17 protein-coding genes are annotated in these 15,763 nt (G+C 65.3%); 10 read left to right on the forward strand and 7 right to left on the reverse strand.

Annotated features, from left to right (window positions below):
* Nucleotides 1-231: 231 nt before the first annotated feature.
* From AC07Y9_RS23865 to AC07Y9_RS23890, 6 genes are read left to right on the forward strand one after another with little or no spacing between them, the layout of a single operon-like run.
* Nucleotides 232-3,135, forward strand: coding sequence for a monovalent cation/H+ antiporter subunit A (locus tag AC07Y9_RS23865; protein ID WP_102680101.1), 2,904 nt, complete (start codon nucleotides 232-234; stop codon nucleotides 3,133-3,135).
* Nucleotides 3,135-3,479 carry a Na+/H+ antiporter subunit C gene (locus AC07Y9_RS23870; RefSeq protein ID WP_003202835.1) on the forward strand — a complete coding sequence of 115 codons (345 nt, stop codon included), beginning with the start codon at nucleotides 3,135-3,137 and terminating at the stop codon, nucleotides 3,477-3,479. The genes AC07Y9_RS23865 and AC07Y9_RS23870 overlap by 1 nt, the downstream gene beginning before the upstream one ends.
* Nucleotides 3,476-5,161: a monovalent cation/H+ antiporter subunit D gene (locus AC07Y9_RS23875; protein WP_053260745.1), complete on the forward strand. Its 1,686-nt coding sequence runs from the start codon at nucleotides 3,476-3,478 to the stop codon at nucleotides 5,159-5,161. The genes AC07Y9_RS23870 and AC07Y9_RS23875 overlap by 4 nt, the downstream gene beginning before the upstream one ends.
* Nucleotides 5,158-5,646: a Na+/H+ antiporter subunit E gene (locus AC07Y9_RS23880; RefSeq protein ID WP_053260744.1), complete on the forward strand. Its 489-nt coding sequence runs from the start codon at nucleotides 5,158-5,160 to the stop codon at nucleotides 5,644-5,646. Before AC07Y9_RS23875 ends, AC07Y9_RS23880 begins: the two co-directional genes overlap by 4 nt.
* On the forward strand, nucleotides 5,643-5,921 hold the full coding sequence (locus tag AC07Y9_RS23885) for a K+/H+ antiporter subunit F (protein WP_007932799.1): 279 nt from the start codon (nucleotides 5,643-5,645) through the stop codon (nucleotides 5,919-5,921). The genes AC07Y9_RS23880 and AC07Y9_RS23885 overlap by 4 nt, the downstream gene beginning before the upstream one ends.
* Entirely contained in the window at nucleotides 5,918-6,286 is a 369-nt protein-coding gene (locus AC07Y9_RS23890; protein ID WP_053260743.1) for a Na+/H+ antiporter subunit G, read from the forward strand. Before AC07Y9_RS23885 ends, AC07Y9_RS23890 begins: the two co-directional genes overlap by 4 nt.
* Before the next feature lie 122 nt (nucleotides 6,287-6,408).
* Here AC07Y9_RS23890 and AC07Y9_RS23895 read toward each other — a convergent pair whose 3' ends face one another.
* Nucleotides 6,409-6,846, reverse strand: coding sequence for a DUF3995 domain-containing protein (locus tag AC07Y9_RS23895; RefSeq protein ID WP_102680116.1), 438 nt, complete (start codon nucleotides 6,844-6,846; stop codon nucleotides 6,409-6,411).
* Nucleotides 6,847-6,943: 97 nt separating this feature from the next.
* Between AC07Y9_RS23895 and AC07Y9_RS23900 the strand changes: the two genes are divergently transcribed.
* Together AC07Y9_RS23900 and AC07Y9_RS23905 are read left to right on the forward strand one after the other, a co-directional pair.
* Nucleotides 6,944-7,333 carry a DUF2946 domain-containing protein gene (locus AC07Y9_RS23900; RefSeq protein ID WP_053260741.1) on the forward strand — a complete coding sequence of 130 codons (390 nt, stop codon included), beginning with the start codon at nucleotides 6,944-6,946 and terminating at the stop codon, nucleotides 7,331-7,333.
* A gap of 231 nt (nucleotides 7,334-7,564) precedes the next feature.
* Nucleotides 7,565-9,700, forward strand: a complete 2,136-nt coding sequence (locus AC07Y9_RS23905; protein WP_102680102.1) for a TonB-dependent receptor — start codon at nucleotides 7,565-7,567, stop codon at nucleotides 9,698-9,700.
* 120 nt (nucleotides 9,701-9,820) lie between these two features.
* Here AC07Y9_RS23905 and AC07Y9_RS23910 read toward each other — a convergent pair whose 3' ends face one another.
* The 3 genes from AC07Y9_RS23910 to AC07Y9_RS23920 form a co-directional block, all read right to left on the reverse strand.
* Nucleotides 9,821-10,855, reverse strand: coding sequence for an ABC transporter substrate-binding protein (locus AC07Y9_RS23910; protein WP_007923651.1), 1,035 nt, complete (start codon nucleotides 10,853-10,855; stop codon nucleotides 9,821-9,823).
* 118 nt (nucleotides 10,856-10,973) lie between these two features.
* Nucleotides 10,974-11,171: a hypothetical protein gene (locus AC07Y9_RS23915; RefSeq protein ID WP_007923649.1), complete on the reverse strand. Its 198-nt coding sequence runs from the start codon at nucleotides 11,169-11,171 to the stop codon at nucleotides 10,974-10,976.
* Entirely contained in the window at nucleotides 11,168-11,617 is a 450-nt protein-coding gene (locus tag AC07Y9_RS23920) for a hypothetical protein (protein WP_007923648.1), read from the reverse strand. Before AC07Y9_RS23920 ends, AC07Y9_RS23915 begins: the two co-directional genes overlap by 4 nt.
* Before the next feature lie 545 nt (nucleotides 11,618-12,162).
* On the opposite strand from AC07Y9_RS23920, the gene AC07Y9_RS23925 reads away from it, so the two are divergent.
* Nucleotides 12,163-12,393, forward strand: a complete 231-nt coding sequence (locus tag AC07Y9_RS23925) for a hypothetical protein (protein WP_007923647.1) — start codon at nucleotides 12,163-12,165, stop codon at nucleotides 12,391-12,393.
* A 45-nt stretch (nucleotides 12,394-12,438) separates the two neighbouring features.
* Nucleotides 12,439-12,858, forward strand: coding sequence for a hypothetical protein (locus AC07Y9_RS23930; RefSeq protein ID WP_173679785.1), 420 nt, complete (start codon nucleotides 12,439-12,441; stop codon nucleotides 12,856-12,858).
* Nucleotides 12,859-12,878: 20 nt separating this feature from the next.
* Here AC07Y9_RS23930 and AC07Y9_RS23935 read toward each other — a convergent pair whose 3' ends face one another.
* From AC07Y9_RS23935 to AC07Y9_RS23945, 3 genes are all read right to left on the reverse strand, one after another.
* Nucleotides 12,879-13,097: a hypothetical protein gene (locus AC07Y9_RS23935; protein ID WP_053260737.1), complete on the reverse strand. Its 219-nt coding sequence runs from the start codon at nucleotides 13,095-13,097 to the stop codon at nucleotides 12,879-12,881.
* Nucleotides 13,098-13,230: 133 nt separating this feature from the next.
* Complete coding sequence (locus AC07Y9_RS23940; RefSeq protein ID WP_102680103.1) at nucleotides 13,231-14,856, reverse strand: methyl-accepting chemotaxis protein; 1,626 nt, start codon at nucleotides 14,854-14,856, stop codon at nucleotides 13,231-13,233.
* A 215-nt stretch (nucleotides 14,857-15,071) separates the two neighbouring features.
* Nucleotides 15,072-15,476 carry a TraR/DksA family transcriptional regulator gene (locus AC07Y9_RS23945; protein WP_007923643.1) on the reverse strand — a complete coding sequence of 135 codons (405 nt, stop codon included), beginning with the start codon at nucleotides 15,474-15,476 and terminating at the stop codon, nucleotides 15,072-15,074.
* Between the last annotated feature and the right edge of the window lie 287 nt (nucleotides 15,477-15,763).

Genomic DNA, 15,763 nt, shown 5'->3' on the forward strand with positions numbered 1-15,763 from the left:
GCTTCCTTTCAAGCGGGTCCGTTGCCGAGGGGCGCGACCATAACACCGCGCGCAGCGCTTTGTTGTCATTCACCCCGGGCACACTGCCAGGGCTTTCGGCCAAGCCGGTTCTTATCCCCTGCCTTGACGGCTGGCCGAAGGGGTTTTGTAGGATCCTGCCACAGCTTCAAGGTTGGTGATCACAGAGTCGGCACGTATGATGCATCACAATTTCCCGCAGATTAGAAGCCTATGTCCCTGATAGTTCTACTGCTTCTGCCTTTTATCGGCAGCTGTCTGGCGGCCTTGCTGCCGCACAACGCACGTAACACCGAGTCCCTGCTGGCAGGCCTGGTCGCCTTGGCCGGTAGCGTGGCGGTGGCCTCGATGTACCCGCAGATCGCCCATGGCGGCGTGATCCGTGAAGAGTTCAACTGGCTGCCCAGCCTGGGCCTGAATTTCGTCCTGCGCATGGACGGCTTCGCCTGGCTGTTCTCCATGCTGGTGCTGGCCATCGGCACCCTGGTGTCGCTGTACGCGCGTTACTACATGTCGCCGGAAGACCCGGTGCCGCGCTTCTTCGCGTTTTTCCTGGCCTTCATGGGCGCCATGCTCGGCCTGGTGATTTCCGGCAACCTGATCCAGATCGTGTTCTTCTGGGAACTGACCAGCCTGTTCTCCTTCCTGCTGATCGGCTACTGGCACCACCGCTCCGATGCCCGGCGCGGGGCCTACATGGCGCTGATGGTCACCGGCGCAGGGGGCTTGTGCCTGCTGGCGGGGGTCATGCTGCTCGGCCATGTGGTCGGCAGCTACGACCTGGACCAGGTCCTGGCTGCCGGAGATCTCATCCGAGCCCATGCCCTCTACCCCATTCTCCTGCCGCTGATCCTGATCGGCGCCCTCAGCAAAAGCGCGCAATTCCCCTTCCACTTCTGGCTGCCCCACGCCATGGCCGCGCCGACACCGGTCTCGGCCTACCTGCACTCGGCGACCATGGTCAAGGCCGGGGTGTTCCTCCTCGCCCGCCTCTGGCCGTCGCTGTCCGGCAGCGAGGAATGGTTCTGGATCGTCGGCGGCGCCGGGGCCGCGACCCTGGTGCTGGGCGCCTACTGCGCGATGTTCCAGAACGACCTCAAGGGCCTGCTGGCCTACTCGACCATCAGCCACCTGGGCCTGATCACCCTGCTGCTGGGCCTGAACAGCCCGCTGGCCGCGGTGGCCGCGGTGTTCCACATCCTCAACCACGCCACCTTCAAGGCCTCGCTGTTCATGGCCGCCGGCATCATCGACCACGAAAGCGGCACCCGCGACATCCGCAAGCTCAACGGCCTGATCAAGCTGATGCCGTTCACCGCGACCCTGGCCATGGTCGCCAGCGCCTCCATGGCCGGCGTGCCGCTGCTCAACGGCTTCCTGTCGAAAGAGATGTTCTTCGCCGAGACCGTGTTCATCAATTCCACCGCCTGGGTCGAGGCCGCCCTGCCGGTGATCGCCACCATCGCCGGGACCTTCAGCGTCGCCTATTCCCTGCGCTTCACCGTGGATGTGTTCTTCGGCAAACCGGCCGAAGACCTGCCGCACACGCCCCACGAGCCGCCACGCTGGATGCGCGCGCCGGTGGAACTGCTGGTGTTCACCTGCCTGCTGGTGGGGATCTTCCCGGCGCAGATGGTCGGCCCGCTGCTGGCCGCGGCCGCCCAGCCGGTGGTTGGCGGCACGCTGCCGGAGTACAGCCTGGCGATCTGGCACGGCCTGAATGCGCCGATGATCATGAGCCTGATCGCCATGTCCGGCGGCATCGTGCTCTACCTGCTGTTGCGTGCCCCGCTGGTGCGCGGTGATTTCGCCTATCCGCCGCTGATCGGCCGCTTCAACGGCAAGCGCCTGTTCGAGCGCAGCCTGGTGAGCATGATGCGCCTGGCCCGGCGCCTGGAACGGCGGATCAGCACCCAGCGCCTGCAGACCCAGCTGTTCCTACTGGTGCTGGTGGCGGTGCTGGCCGGCCTGATCCCGATGCTCTACAGCAGCCTGAGCTGGGGCGACCGGCCGAAGATCCCGGGCTCCATCGTCTTCGTCACCCTCTGGCTGCTGGCCATCGCCTGCGCCCTGGGCGCCGCCTGGCAAGCCAAGTACCACCGTCTGGCGGCCCTGACCATGGTCAGCGTCTGCGGGCTGATGACCTGCGTGACCTTCGTCTGGTTCTCCGCGCCGGACCTGGCCCTGACCCAACTGGTGGTGGAAGTGGTGACCACGGTGCTGATCCTGCTCGGCCTGCGCTGGCTGCCCCGGCGGATCGAGGATGTTTCGCCGCTGCCCAGCAGCCTGCCCAAGGCCCGTGCCCGCCGCCTGCGCGACCTGCTGCTGTCGATCGCCGTCGGCCTGGGCATGGCCGTGCTGTCCTACGCCATGCTGACCCGCCAGACCCCCAACGACATTTCCTCGTTCTACCTCAGCCGCGCCCTGCCGGAAGGCGGCGGCAGCAATGTGGTGAATGTGATGCTGGTGGACTTCCGCGGCTTCGACACCCTGGGCGAGATCACCGTGCTGGTGGCCGTGGCCCTGACCGTGTTCGCCCTGCTGCGACGCTTCCGCCCGCCCAAGGAAAGCATGCAGCTGCCGGCCCAGCAGCGCCTGCTGGCGCCCGACGTGGTCACCGACCTGGTCAACCCGCGCCAGGCCAGCGACACCGCCCTGGGCTTCATGATGGTGCCGGCGGTGTTGGTGCGCCTGCTGCTGCCGATCGCCCTGGTGGTGTCGTTCTACCTGTTCATGCGTGGCCACAACCTGCCGGGCGGCGGTTTCGTCGCCGGCCTGGTGATGTCGGTGGCGTTCATCCTGCAATACATGGTCGCCGGCACCCAGTGGGTCGAGGCCCAGATGAGCCTGCGGCCGCTGCGCTGGATGGGCACCGGCCTGCTGTTCGCCACCCTGACCGGGCTCGGCGCCCTGGCGTTCGGCTACCCGTTCCTGACCACCCATACCCTGCACCTGGACCTGCCGCTGCTGGGCGATATCCATATCGCCAGCGCGCTGTTCTTCGACATCGGCGTGTATGCCGTGGTGGTCGGCTCGACCCTGCTGATCCTCACCGCGCTGGCGCACCAGTCGGTGCGTGCCCAAGTCAAACCCCAAGCCAAGCCAGGAGCCGCCTGATGGAAGAAGTCATTGCAATCGCCATTGGTGTGCTGGCGGCCTCCGGCGTCTGGCTGGTGCTGCGGCCACGGACCTTCCAGGTGGTGATGGGCCTGTGCCTGCTGTCCTACGGGGTCAACCTGTTCATCTTCAGCATGGGCAGCCTGTTCATCGGCAAGGAGCCGATCATCAAGGACGGCGTGCCCCAGGACCTGCTGCACTACACCGACCCGCTGCCCCAGGCGCTGGTGCTCACGGCGATCGTCATCAGCTTCGCCATGACCGCGCTGTTCCTGGTGGTCCTGCTGGCGTCCAGGGGCCTGACCGGCACCGACCATGTGGATGGCCGGGAGCCCAAGGAATGAACCTGATGCCGCACCTGATCGTCGCGCCCATCCTGCTGCCGCTGCTGACCGCCGCGGTGATGCTGATGCTCGGCGAGAAACATCGCCCGCTCAAAGCCAGGATCAACCTGTTCTCCAGCATGCTCGGCCTGGGCATTTCCGTGCTGTTGCTGTGCTGGACCCAGCAGACCGGCGTGCCCGGTTCCGTCGGCGTGTACCTGCCGGGCAACTGGCAGGTACCGTTCGGCATCGTGCTGGTGGTCGATCGCCTGTCGGCGCTGATGCTGGTGCTCACCGGGATCATCGGCGTCAGCGCCCTGCTGTTCGCCATGGCCCGCTGGGACCGCGCCGGGGCCAGTTTCCACGCGCTGTTCCAGATCCAGCTGATGGGCCTGTACGGTGCCTTCCTGACCGCCGACCTGTTCAACCTGTTCGTGTTCTTCGAAGTGCTTCTGGCCGCCTCCTACGGCCTGATGCTGCACGGCTCGGGGCGGGCGCGGGTGTCCGCCGGCCTGCACTACGTGGCGATCAACCTGCTGGCCTCGTCGCTGTTCCTGATCGGCGCGGCGCTGATCTACGGCGTCACCGGCACCCTGAACATGGCCGACCTGGCGCTGAAGATCCCGCTGGTGCCGGAAGCCGACCGTGGCCTGCTGCACGCCGGCGCGGCGATCCTGGCCACCGCGTTCCTGGCCAAGGCCGGCATGTGGCCGCTGAACTTCTGGCTGGTGCCGGCCTACTCCTCGGCCAGCGCGCCGGTGGCGGCGATGTTCGCGATCATGACCAAGGTCGGGGTCTACACCCTGCTGCGCCTGTGGACCCTGCTGTTCTCCGGCCAGGCCGGGGCCTCGGCCTACTTCGGCGGCGACTGGCTGATCTACGGCGGCATGGCGACCATCGTCGGCGCGGCCCTGGCGATCCTCGCCGCGCAACGCCTGGAACGCATGGCCAGCCTGAGCATCCTGGTCTCGGCCGGGATCCTCCTGGCGGCGATCGGCTTCGCCCAGCCCAGGCTGATTGCCGGCGCGCTGTTCTATCTGGTCAGCTCGACCCTGGCCCTGAGCGCGCTGTTTTTGCTGGCCGAGCTGATCGAGCGTTCGCGTTCAGCCAACGAGATCCCCCTGGAGGATGAAGTCGAAACCCTGCCCCGCCCCCAGGAGTCGCTGCAACCGCCACCGGGCACCAACCTCGACGACGAGCGCAAAGCCGTGGTCGGCCAGGTGATTCCCTGGACCATGGCCTTCCTCGGCCTGAGTTTCATCGCCTGCGCGCTGCTGATCATCGGCATGCCGCCGCTGTCGGGCTTCATCGGCAAGCTGAGCCTGATCGGCGCCCTGCTCAACCCGCTGGGGCTGGGCCAGGCCACGGATGCGCCGCTGTCCGGCGCCGCCTGGGGCCTGCTGGCCTTGCTGATCCTCTCCGGCCTGGCGTCGCTGATCGCCTTTTCGCGCCTGGGTATCCGGCGCTTCTGGGCCCCGGAAGAACGGCCCTCGCCGCTGCTGCGGCGCTTCGAGTGCGTGCCGATCATCGCCCTGCTCGGGCTGTGCATGCTGCTGACCGTCAAGGCCGAGCCGCTGCTGCGCTTTACCCAGGCCGCCGCCGACAGCCTCAACGATCCGCAGCAATATGTGATGGCCGTGCTTGGCACCCGGGCGGTCCCCAGCCCCGAAGCCCAGGCGGCGTTGCAAGAGGTGCAGCCATGAAGCGCCTGTTCCCCGCCCCCTGGTTGTCGCTGGCGCTGTGGCTGCTGTGGCTGGTGCTGAACCTGTCCGTCAGCCCCGGCAACCTGCTGCTCGGCGCGCTGCTGGGGTTCTGCGCACCCTTGATGATGCGGCCGTTGCGCCCGCTGCCGATCCGCATCCGTCGCCCCGCGACCATCCTGCGCCTGTTGCTGGTGGTCGGCCGCGATGTGCTGCTGTCGAACCTGGCCGTGGCCTGGGGCGTGCTCAACGCCGGGCGCCGCCCGCCGCGCTCGCGCTTCGTCAAGATCCCCCTGGAGCTGCGCGACGCCAACGGCCTGGCCGCGCTCTCGACCATCACCACGGTGGTGCCGGGCACGGTGTGGTCCGAGCTGTCCCTGGACCGCAGCATCCTGCTGCTGCATGTGTTCGACCTGGACGACGAAGCGGCTTTCATCCAGCACTTCAAGACGACCTACGAGCGTCCGTTGATGGAGATCTTCGAATGAGTGCCTTGCTCACGAATGCGATCCTGTTCAGCCTGTTCCTGTTTTCCGTGGCCATGGTCCTGACCCTGGTCCGGCTGTTCAAGGGCCCCTCGGCCCAGGACCGGGTCCTGGCCCTGGACTACCTGTACATCCTGGCGATGCTGATGATGCTGGTGCTGGGCATCCGCTACGCCAGCGACACCTACTTCGAGGCGGCGCTGCTGATTGCCCTGTTCGGCTTCGTCGGCTCCTTCGCCCTGGCCAAATTCCTCCTGCGTGGCGAGGTGATCGAATGAATGCCGTCAGTGAACTGTCGTGGTGGATCGAAATACCGGTGGCGATCCTGCTGGTGCTCAGCAGTAGCTTCGCGCTGATCGGCGCCCTGGGCATGCTGCGCATGAAGGATTACTTCCAGCGCATGCACCCGCCGGCCCTGGCCTCGACCCTGGGCGCCTGGTGCGTGGCCCTGGCGTCGATCCTGTATTTCTCGGGGATGAAATCGGGGCCGGTGCTGCACGCCTGGCTGATCCCGATCCTGCTGTCGATCACCGTGCCGGTGACCACCCTGCTGCTGGCGCGGGCCGCGCTGTTCCGCAAGCGCATGGCCGGCCACGATGTACCGGCGGAGGTCAGCAGCCGACGCAGTGAAAGCGGCAGTTGATCCACTGCCAGATCGCAATACATCTGTAGGAGCCAGCTTGCTGGCGATGCAGGCCCTGCGGAGTGTCAGGGGCGCCGCTATCGCGAGCAATCGAGCATCGACCGGCTGCTCCTACAGGGTACTCAGTTCCAGGCCACCACCAACAACCCCGCCCCCAGCACCACGCACAACGGCGAATAGAACAGGGTGTCCAGCCGGGCGAACCTGGACCCGCTGACCTCCTTGAAGAACCCCACCAGGTTCGAGTCGCCGATGGCCCGGGCGAACATCAGCAAGGCCATCGCGCTGATCACCCATTGCAGCGCCGGGTGGCTCACCGTCGGCAGGTACAGACCCACCCGCAGGCACACCAGCATCGCGATCAGCAGCAAGCCCACCGCCACCAGCAAGGTGGCGAATCCCGAGAGCTTGAACGCCGGCTCCAGCTTGCCCGGCGTCCTGCCCGGCACCTGGGGGATCACCGCGTCGCTGCCGCGCTTGCCGCCGGCGGCCCAGTACAGGTGGATCAGGCTGATCAGCAGGAAGGCTCCGGCCATCCCTTGCGCGATCAAAACATTCATATGCAAACGTCCATGGCAAAAAATGTCGCTGAAGAATGGACCCACCCGCACGTTTTTGTAAGTACGTTCGTCGCCTGCGATGGTAAAGTGCCGCCCCATGAAATTAACCCGAACCGATCGCTCGCTCGTTGCCTGGATGCTCTATTGCTGCGTCCTGTTCAACGTGTTCGCCTGCAGCATCGGCCACGGGCAAATGGTCGGCCAGCAGCTCAACGGTATCGGCGGCCAGTTCTGTACGGTGGACCCGCGCACCCAGGCGCCGGCCTCCTCCAACCCGGTCGACGAGTCGCTGCCGACCCTGTCCAAGGCCTTCGGTTGCCCGCTGTGCTCCACCGGCGGCATGGGCCCGGCATTCAACTCCAGCCTGACCCTGGCGATCCTGCCGCAGCACCACAGCCCGCCGCTGGCGCCGCGCGCCACCGCCGACGTCCCCACCCGCTTCACCTGGCCCGCGGCCCACCCGCGCGCGCCGCCCGCCTTCGCCTGAGTCTTTCGCCCTTGTCATCAGCCCGCCCCGTGCCAATGCACGGCATCAGGGTCTGTACGAAAAGTCGGCGAGCGAAGGTCAGGCAAGGCAAAAACAGGCGAGGAAGCGGAGTGTAGGGGCCTACATGAGCATTCCGAGCCTGTTTTTAACGCAGCATGGCCGAGCGTAGCCACTTTTCGTACAGACCCTGGTTCGTGGGCTGCTTCCTAGCCAAGAATTCAGGATCTACCGATGAAACACATTCCCCTGCTGGCCAGCCTGTGCGGCTGCCTGTCCGTCAGCGCCTGGGCGCAATCCAGCGTCGACCTGGCGCCGATCACCATCGACGGCGAGCAACCCGCCGAACCCGGCCTGGCCCTCGACCAGTCCAGCGGCATGGCCTCGCGCCTGGGCCTGAGCGTCCGCGAAACCCCGGCCTCGGTGGCGGTGGCCAACCGCAACGATATCGAGCGGCGCGGCGCGCAGAACTTCCAGGACGCCGCCAATACCCTGCCCGGGGTCAATGCCAGCGCCCCGCCGGGATTCGGCGGTTTTGTCTCCTACCGTGGTTTCAGCAATAGCCAGATCACCCAGATGTTCAACGGCATCAACGTGTCCAGCGGTCTGGCGCGACCGGTGGACGCCTGGATCTATGACCGGGTCGAACTGCTCGGCGGCCCCTCCTCGCTGGTCAATGGCGCAGGCTCCGTGGGTGGTTCGCTGAACTACGTGACCAAGCTGGCCGATCGCCAGGAGCGGGCCATCGAGGGCCGGGTCAGCTACAGCAGCTACGACACCACGCAAACCGCCTTCGGCCTCAACCACGCCCTCAGCGAGGCTGGCGACGAGGTGCAGCACTACGCCCGCCTCGACGTCAGCCATAACACCAGCAACGGCTACATCGACCGCCAGCAGCGGGATGCCTGGAGCCTGGCGTTTTCCCTGCTCAGCGACCTGACGCCGAACCTGTCCCACACCCTGGCCGTGGAATACCAGGACGAACACGAGGACAGCCCGTACTGGGGCACCCCGGTGCTCAACCCCAAGGCCGGCGAGTTGAAGATCGACAAGCACAACCGCTTCAACAACTACAACGTCGAGGACGGCCGCTACGAGCAGCGCACGATCTGGGTGCGCTCGATCGTCGACTACCGGATCAACGACAGCACCAGCCTGCGCAACACCCTCTATCACCTGGACAGCCAGCGCGATTACCGTAACCTGGAAACCTACCAGTACAACGCTGACAACAGCGCGGTGAACCGCTCCACGGCCTATCAGGTGCGGCACCAGGGCGAGCAGAACGGCAACCAGTTCGAACTGCGCCACGACAGCTCGCTCTTCGGCCTCGACACAACCTGGTCCGGCGGCTTCGAGTACAAGGTCAACCGCACCACCAACTCGCCGCTGAACGTCAAGGCGGCCAACAGCGTCGACCCGAACAACTACCAGCCGGGGCATTTCTACGACCTGCCGGGCACCCGCCAGGGCTTTGTCGCCGACAAGACCAATGAGGTCACCACCCAGGCGCTGTTCGTCGAGAATCGCCTGGCCCTGACCGACCGGCTGACCCTGCTCAGCGGCCTGCGCTACGACCACATCGACCTGGACGTGACCAACCATCGCCAGGTGACGGCGAGCAACCCGCGGCACCTCAAGCGCAGCTGGGAGCCGGTCACCGGCCGGGTCGGCCTGACCTACCAGTTCCTGCCCAGTGCCAACGTCTACGTGCAATACAGCACTGCCGCCGAACAGCCCAACAGCGCCACCCAGGACTTCGATGTCTCCACGGGCAAGCAATGGGAAGTGGGCAGCAAGTTCGATTACCTGGACGGCCGCGGCTCGGCGACCCTGGCGGCCTACCGCATCGAGCGCAAGGACTTTGCGGTGACCGACCCGCTGGACCCGACCCTGAGCATCCCGGTGGGCCAGCAGACCTCCAGGGGCATCGAGGTGGCCAGCTCGCTGCGGGTCACCCCGAAGCTGCTGCTCGAGGGCAACTTCGCCTGGGTCGATGCGCAGTACGACGCGTTCACCGAGAAGAACGCCGCGGGCGTGGTGGTGTCCCGCAAGGGCAATACCCCGACCAACGTGCCGGACCGGGTCGGCAACCTGTGGCTGACCTATGACCTGGCGCCGCATTGGCAGACCGGGGTGGATGCGCGTTATGTGGCCTCGGTGTACGCCGACACGGCCAACACCCTGACCGTGCCCTCCTACACCCTGTACGGCACCTTCCTGACCTACCAGCTCGACAGCCACACCTCGATCACCGGGCGGGTGCGCAACCTGACCAACGAGGTCTACGCCGAGTTCGCCCATGTGTCGCCGGCTTACTACCTGGGTACGCCGCGGACCTTCGAGCTGGCAGTGCAAAGCCGCTTCTAAAGGCATCGCGAGCAAGACGGATCGCCGCCCGCGCGCTCCTACAACGACCGTATGAACGACACATCCCTTGTAGGAGCGAGGCTTGCCCGCGATAGCGATCTCAGCCTCGCCACAGCGTCTTCAGTCGAGACTGGCGCTGACCTTGTCCGCCACATCCCCGGGCAACCACGCCCGCCACACGTCCGGATGCGCCTTGAGGAATGCCCGCGCCGCCTCCCGGGGTGGCGTGTGCTTCTCGCTCATCTCGGCCAGGGCCTTGTTCAGCGCTTCGATCGGCAAATCGACCTTGCCGAAGAACTCGGCGATCTGCGGGTACTGCTGCTGGAACGGCGTGGACACGCCAATCGACAGCTTCGAGGCCAGCGAACGCGTGGGGCGTGGGTTGGGGTGCTCGGCGTCGGTCAGGGTTTTCCAGGCCTCGGCATCGAACGGCGGCTCCTCCAGCTGGATCAGCTTGAAGCGGCCGAGCAGCGGGGTCGGCGACCAGTAGTAAAACAGGACCGGCTGGCCGCGACGGATCGATGAAGTGATCTCGGCGTCCAGCGCCGCGCCGGAACCGCTGCGGAAATTCACATAGCTGTCGGTCAGGCCATAGGCCTTGAGCTTCTGCTTGTTCACCACTTCCGAGGTCCAGCCAATGGGGCTGTTGAGAAAACGCCCCTTGCCCGGGCTTTCCGGGTCCTTGAACACGTCCTTGTAGCGTTTGAGGTCCGTGACGCTGCGCAGGCCCGGCGCCAGCGGCTTGATGCCCTTGGCCGGGTCGCCCTTGACCACGTATTCCGGCACCCACCAGCCTTCGGTCGCGCCCTTCACCGTGTCGCCCAGGGCCGCCACCTTGCCCTCGGCCTCGGCCTTGACCCACACCGGGCTGCGTCCGGCCCACTCTTCGCCGATGACCTGGATATCGTTATTGGCCAGCGCGGTTTCCAGGGTGATGGTGGTGCCCGGCAAGGTGTCGGTCGGCAGGCCGTAACCCTTCTCGACGATGGTGCGCAGGATATCGGTGATCAGGCTGCCGCTTTCCCAGTTCAGGTCGGCGAAGTGGATCGGCGCCTGTGCCGGCTGTACCGACGGTGCCGCCGAGGCGCCGGCGGGCGCCAGCAAAATACCCAAGCCAAGCAGCGCGCCGCCCAGCAGTGTCCGCAGTCCTTTCATGCCTGTGCCCCTTTGGCTGTTCACAGCGTTGCAGGATGGTCTCGCGGTTTGGGACCGCAAGCCTCTGACTAATTGAGTCATCTGACTGTAGTAGAGGTTCCTGCTTTCGACGGGGACTTCAGTTTTCGCCCTGCTCCTGCAGGCGCTGCAACTCGCGGCGCACCATGCTGGCGTATGCCGCCGGCTGCAGGACATACAGCTGCGAGGCCACCCAGGCCAGCCAGGCGCCTTGCAGCACGGCCTTGCGTTCGAACAGGCGCTGGGCCTCGGCGCGGGCGCGCGCAAGATGCTGCTGGTGGAATTCGGCGCGGCTCACTCGCTGGCCTTGAAGCTCACCAGTTCACCCTTGCGCCATTTGGCGGCCTTGCCGGTCACGGCTTTCAGGGTCTTGGTCAGGCCTTCCTGCAACTGCTGGTTGGCGGCGAATACCGTCACCACGCTGTGGCCTTCCTTGAACAGGATGGCGTGGCCGTCGGCGGTGCTGACAAAGGCGTACTCGCCCAGGCCGTAAACGGCCAGCTTGATCTCGCGAAACCGGATTTCGAACTTGCCGCCCTCACGGCTGGGCAGGACCGCGGCGCGGAAATGGTCGCCGACCTTGAGTTCCAGGCGCGGCTTGTCGTCCACGACCAGCGCCGTCTCGGTATCGATTTCGGCGACGTAAATGCCTTCCGGCGTCTGTTCGGTGATGTAGACGAAACGGGACTGGAACTGTTTGACCAACTTTGCGCGCAAGTCGCCCAGGACGAACAACGCGTGCATATCAAGATTACTTACTGCCAAGGAAAGATCCCCGAAACTGAAAATGACTCTGCCCGCGTAAACGACGGACAGCAGAAAAAGGCGGCCGAACCGGCGCCGTGACTCCACATGAAAACAATCCGAAAAAGCACCACCCGCCAACGCGTAGGCGCAAACACCGGAGCGCCCCTCCCCAGAAAGACCGAAAGGACTACCGGACCGTTTGGCCCGCATCAAGCGCAGAAGAAGTGGTTCCAGCCCGCCGAGAAAGCTGCGCACTCACTGTCGATCGGAAAACCTCACGATCCTTTCGTCACCCTTAATGGGACGGGAGTGCTGCAGGTAAACATCAATCTCTGACTGCCGGGGCAATTCTAGAGCAACTTTATGTATTCAGAGCAACCCATGCGTTAGCAAATCGCTGAAAAAACCTCTTTCACCCTGCCGGTCAGCCACTTGCGTGACTTAACTCAGCCATCGACCGGCAACAACTGCCATACTGCCGCGACCTTGAAGCCGGCCACCGGCCAGGCTTCACCAGCATAATTTCCAGGGGAAAGTCGGACGTGACGGAATTCGATATAGGCGAGTTTTTCATCCATGGCGAGGCCCGGGATGTCGAGGGCGAGTTCCAGGCCGTGATCGTGATGCGCGCCAAGCCACCGCTGCGCACCGTGCGCTGCCACCAGGTGGAAAAGGACCGCTGGTTCAAGACCGCGGAACTGGCCGAAGCCGCCGCCAAGGACGCCGCCCGCGCCCTCAAGCAGGCCGTCGACCAGGGTGCCCTGAACCTCTGACGCTGCGGGCGCGGTAAAGGAACGCCCCGCACGACCGATACCTTGGTGAGCCTTCATTTCAAGAGCGCCATGATGATCGACCTCAACCCACCTACCCGCCTGCCTTCCCTGGGCGAGTTCGCCCTGCCCGGCGCGGCGGCCAGCGAAAGCCCGGCGAGCGATCCGTTTGACTTGCGCACCGCGATCACCCGAGCGACCAATGCCGCGCCCGACGGCGTGCTCGAAGCGAAAAGGAAACGCATCAAGCTGCTGCGCAAGCAGATCGAACAGCTGCAGCAACGGCTGCGCAAGGCCAACGAGCGCCTGGCGATGGTGCAAAGCGCCGCCCGGCATCGCACAACCGACGCGCACATGCAGGCATTGTCCGCCGCCCGGGCCCAGGCGCAGGCCGCCAGCAGCGCCTTGTCGATGGCCCAGGTGGCGCTGTTCCAGGCCGAAAGCGCGGTGATCGGCAGCGAGGTCTGAAGGCGCGGGGGCCTGCGCCGTCAGGCCGAACGACTAAACAGCGGGTGCCCGACCCTGTCCCGCGCCAGCTGGGCCAGCCACGATGCCTGGCACTCCAGGGCTTCGTCGCGGCTGGCGAACGGCGCACCGCGGCGCTCGCCATTGACCAGCACGACCCAGCACACATTCAGCCCGACCGCGCGAAAGGTGGCCGGTACACCGCTACCAATCATCACTGCGACATCGACTTTGCTTTGCATGAGGACTTCTCCTGGCAACTAGTTAGCTAGCTAACAATGTCGCTCATACTAATGAGTTCCCATGCTGGGAAAAAGCCATCCCTGGCACAGCTCCGTTGCAGGGCCGGTAACAATGGCCGGTCCCTGTCCAGGCTCAGCCACGCGCGGCCGCGGCGGTCTGCTCCGGTTTGTAGCCCAGGCGCAGGCCGCCCCAATGCCGGCCCTTGACCCTGATCGGCACCGACAAATCGTGCATCAGCTCGCCGGTATCGCGGGTGTAGGTTTGCAGCAACAGCGGCTGCTGGTGGCTGCCGCAACGCAGGCCGGTGCGGTCCTCGAACTTGCGCTTGGTGCGGTTATGCAGGGTATCCACCTGCGGGTCGCCGGTCAGCGGCTGCGAGAACGCCTGGTTGTGGGTCGGCACGTAGCCCTGGGGCGTGCAGGCGATGGCGAACACCAGGCCTTCGTGACGCGCCAGCAACGGTTCCTGGATCGCCGGCAGCACCTGATCGGCGTAACGGTCGAAGCGGGTCTGGTATTTCACCGGCTGGGTATTGGCGATCGGCTGGTAGCTGCGGTCGAACAGATCGTCGAGGCTGATGCGGTTGGCCGCAAGATCCGCCTCGAACTGCTCGGCGATGCGCCGGGCGCCTTCCAGGGCCAGGTCGTAGATGCGCTGGTGGTAGTCATCCAGGCCGACCTCGGCCAGGCGTTCGCTGATGATCTCCGCCTGCCCTTCCATCTGCGCCGCCGCCTCGGCCAGGCGGCGGGTCTGCTGGTCGCTCACCGCCAGGTCGCCGCGCACCTGCTCGACGGCATGGAACAGGCTGTCCAGTTGCTGGCGGTTGGTCTCGGCGCCGCGGGCGATCTCGCCGACCTGGCTTTCCACCCCGGCCGCCAGCCGGGCGATGTTCTGCAGGTGCTGGCCGGTGGACTCGACCTGCTCGACCCCGGTGTTCAGGTCGCTGGACAGTTGGCGGATCTGCTCCACCACCTGGGCCGTGCGCTGCTGGATATCGCCGACCATCACCCCGACCTCGTCGGTGGCGGTGGCCGTGCGCCCGGCCAGGCCGCGCACTTCATCGGCCACCACGGCGAACCCGCGGCCATGCTCGCCGGCCCGCGCCGCCTCGATGGCGGCATTCAGCGCCAGCAGGTTGGTCTGGCTGGCGATCGACTGGATCACCAGCGCCACCCGCTGGATGTCTTCGCTGCGCTGGCTCAAGGCTTCGATCAGTTGCCGGCTGTCGTTGGCGCTTTGGCTGAGGCGGTGCATGCGGGTGATGGATTCACCCAGCACTGTGCTGCCTTCGGCGCTGCTGCGGTGGGCTTCGCTGGCGGCGCTCAGGGCCTGCTGGCTGAGCTGCGCGGCCAGTTGCTCGGTGTGGATCATCGCCTCGGCGCTGCTGACGATGCGCGCCGCCGAGTCCAGCTGCGACTGCACCCGCCCGGCCAGTTGCCGGACCGAATAGGCCACGCCGGCGGCCGACAGCGCGTTATGGCTGGTGCTGCAGGACAGATCGCGCGTCAGCGCGGCGATCTCGCTGTTATCGACGCTGCTCGCCGGCACTGCTGCCTTGGACCTGCGCAAGAGCGGCAGCCAGACGATCAGCAGCATCAGCGGCACGGCGAGGTAGAAAGAAAGCAGCCCCTGGGACAGGACGTACAGCACTAGCAGCAAGGCGCTGCTTTGCAGGGTTGGAACCTGCCAGCGCCGGGTGCTTTGGCCTGTTGGCAGCGGTTGCGCCATGGCAGCCGGCGAAGATCCGTCTTGCGTCATCTGGATTACCCCACGCTTTTCTAATTATTTGGCCTGCATTGAACGCCACTAAAAAGCCATTATCCATGGTCCATTAGTCGCAGCTTTGCAGCAGATCAATAGAAATGCGCGGGCTTTAAAGACGCCCACAAACGACTCGCGGGCAAGCCGCCGATCCCAGGCGTCTCGACGACCTTGGGATGGGGCTTGCCCGCGAGGGGAAGAAGTCTTGGCGATCAGGCCTGACGCTGGTGCTTGTCGATCTGCTCGTGACGTTCCTGAGCTTCGATGCAGTACTTGGTGGTCGGGCTGATCAGCAGGCGTTTCAGGCCGATCGGCTCGCCGCTGTCGTCGCACCAGCCGAAGCTGTCGTCGCCGATACGGCCCAGGGCCTGCTCCAGCTGCGGCAGCATGCGCTGGTCGCGGTCGATAGCGTTGACCAGCCAAGTCCGCTCTTCCTCTACGGAAGCCGCGTCGGCAGGGTCGGCCGGGGTGTCCAGGCTCTCAATGGCGATTCGGTTCTGTTCGATGCGCTCGTGGGTTTCGACCTTCATGGCCTGCAACAGCTCAGTGAAAAAAGCCAGCTGCTCGGCGTTCATGTAGTCATCCGCCGGCATGGCCAGCAACTTTTCCTTTGTCATTGATTTCTCTATAAAAAATACGTGCATTAAGGCGAATTAAAGCTGTTTTCCGTGCCCCCTTTCGGGGCATCGGAAAGGCGCCATACATTCCAAGCGCCACCCGGCACTCAATTTACGAGGGGCGGCAGTCTAAGGCCGGTTCGAGGCGTCAGCAACTGAAATGACATCAGATTTGTCTGATAAGCCCTGAAAGCCCGCCAGGGCTGGCTTTGGCGGCGGTTATCGGAGTGCGTTTATAACAAGAAATTCCATCGCCCGGGGTCTTTTAGAAGACAAACGGCAGCGGG

This window comes from Pseudomonas sp. GW456-L12 (assembly GCF_059424045.1).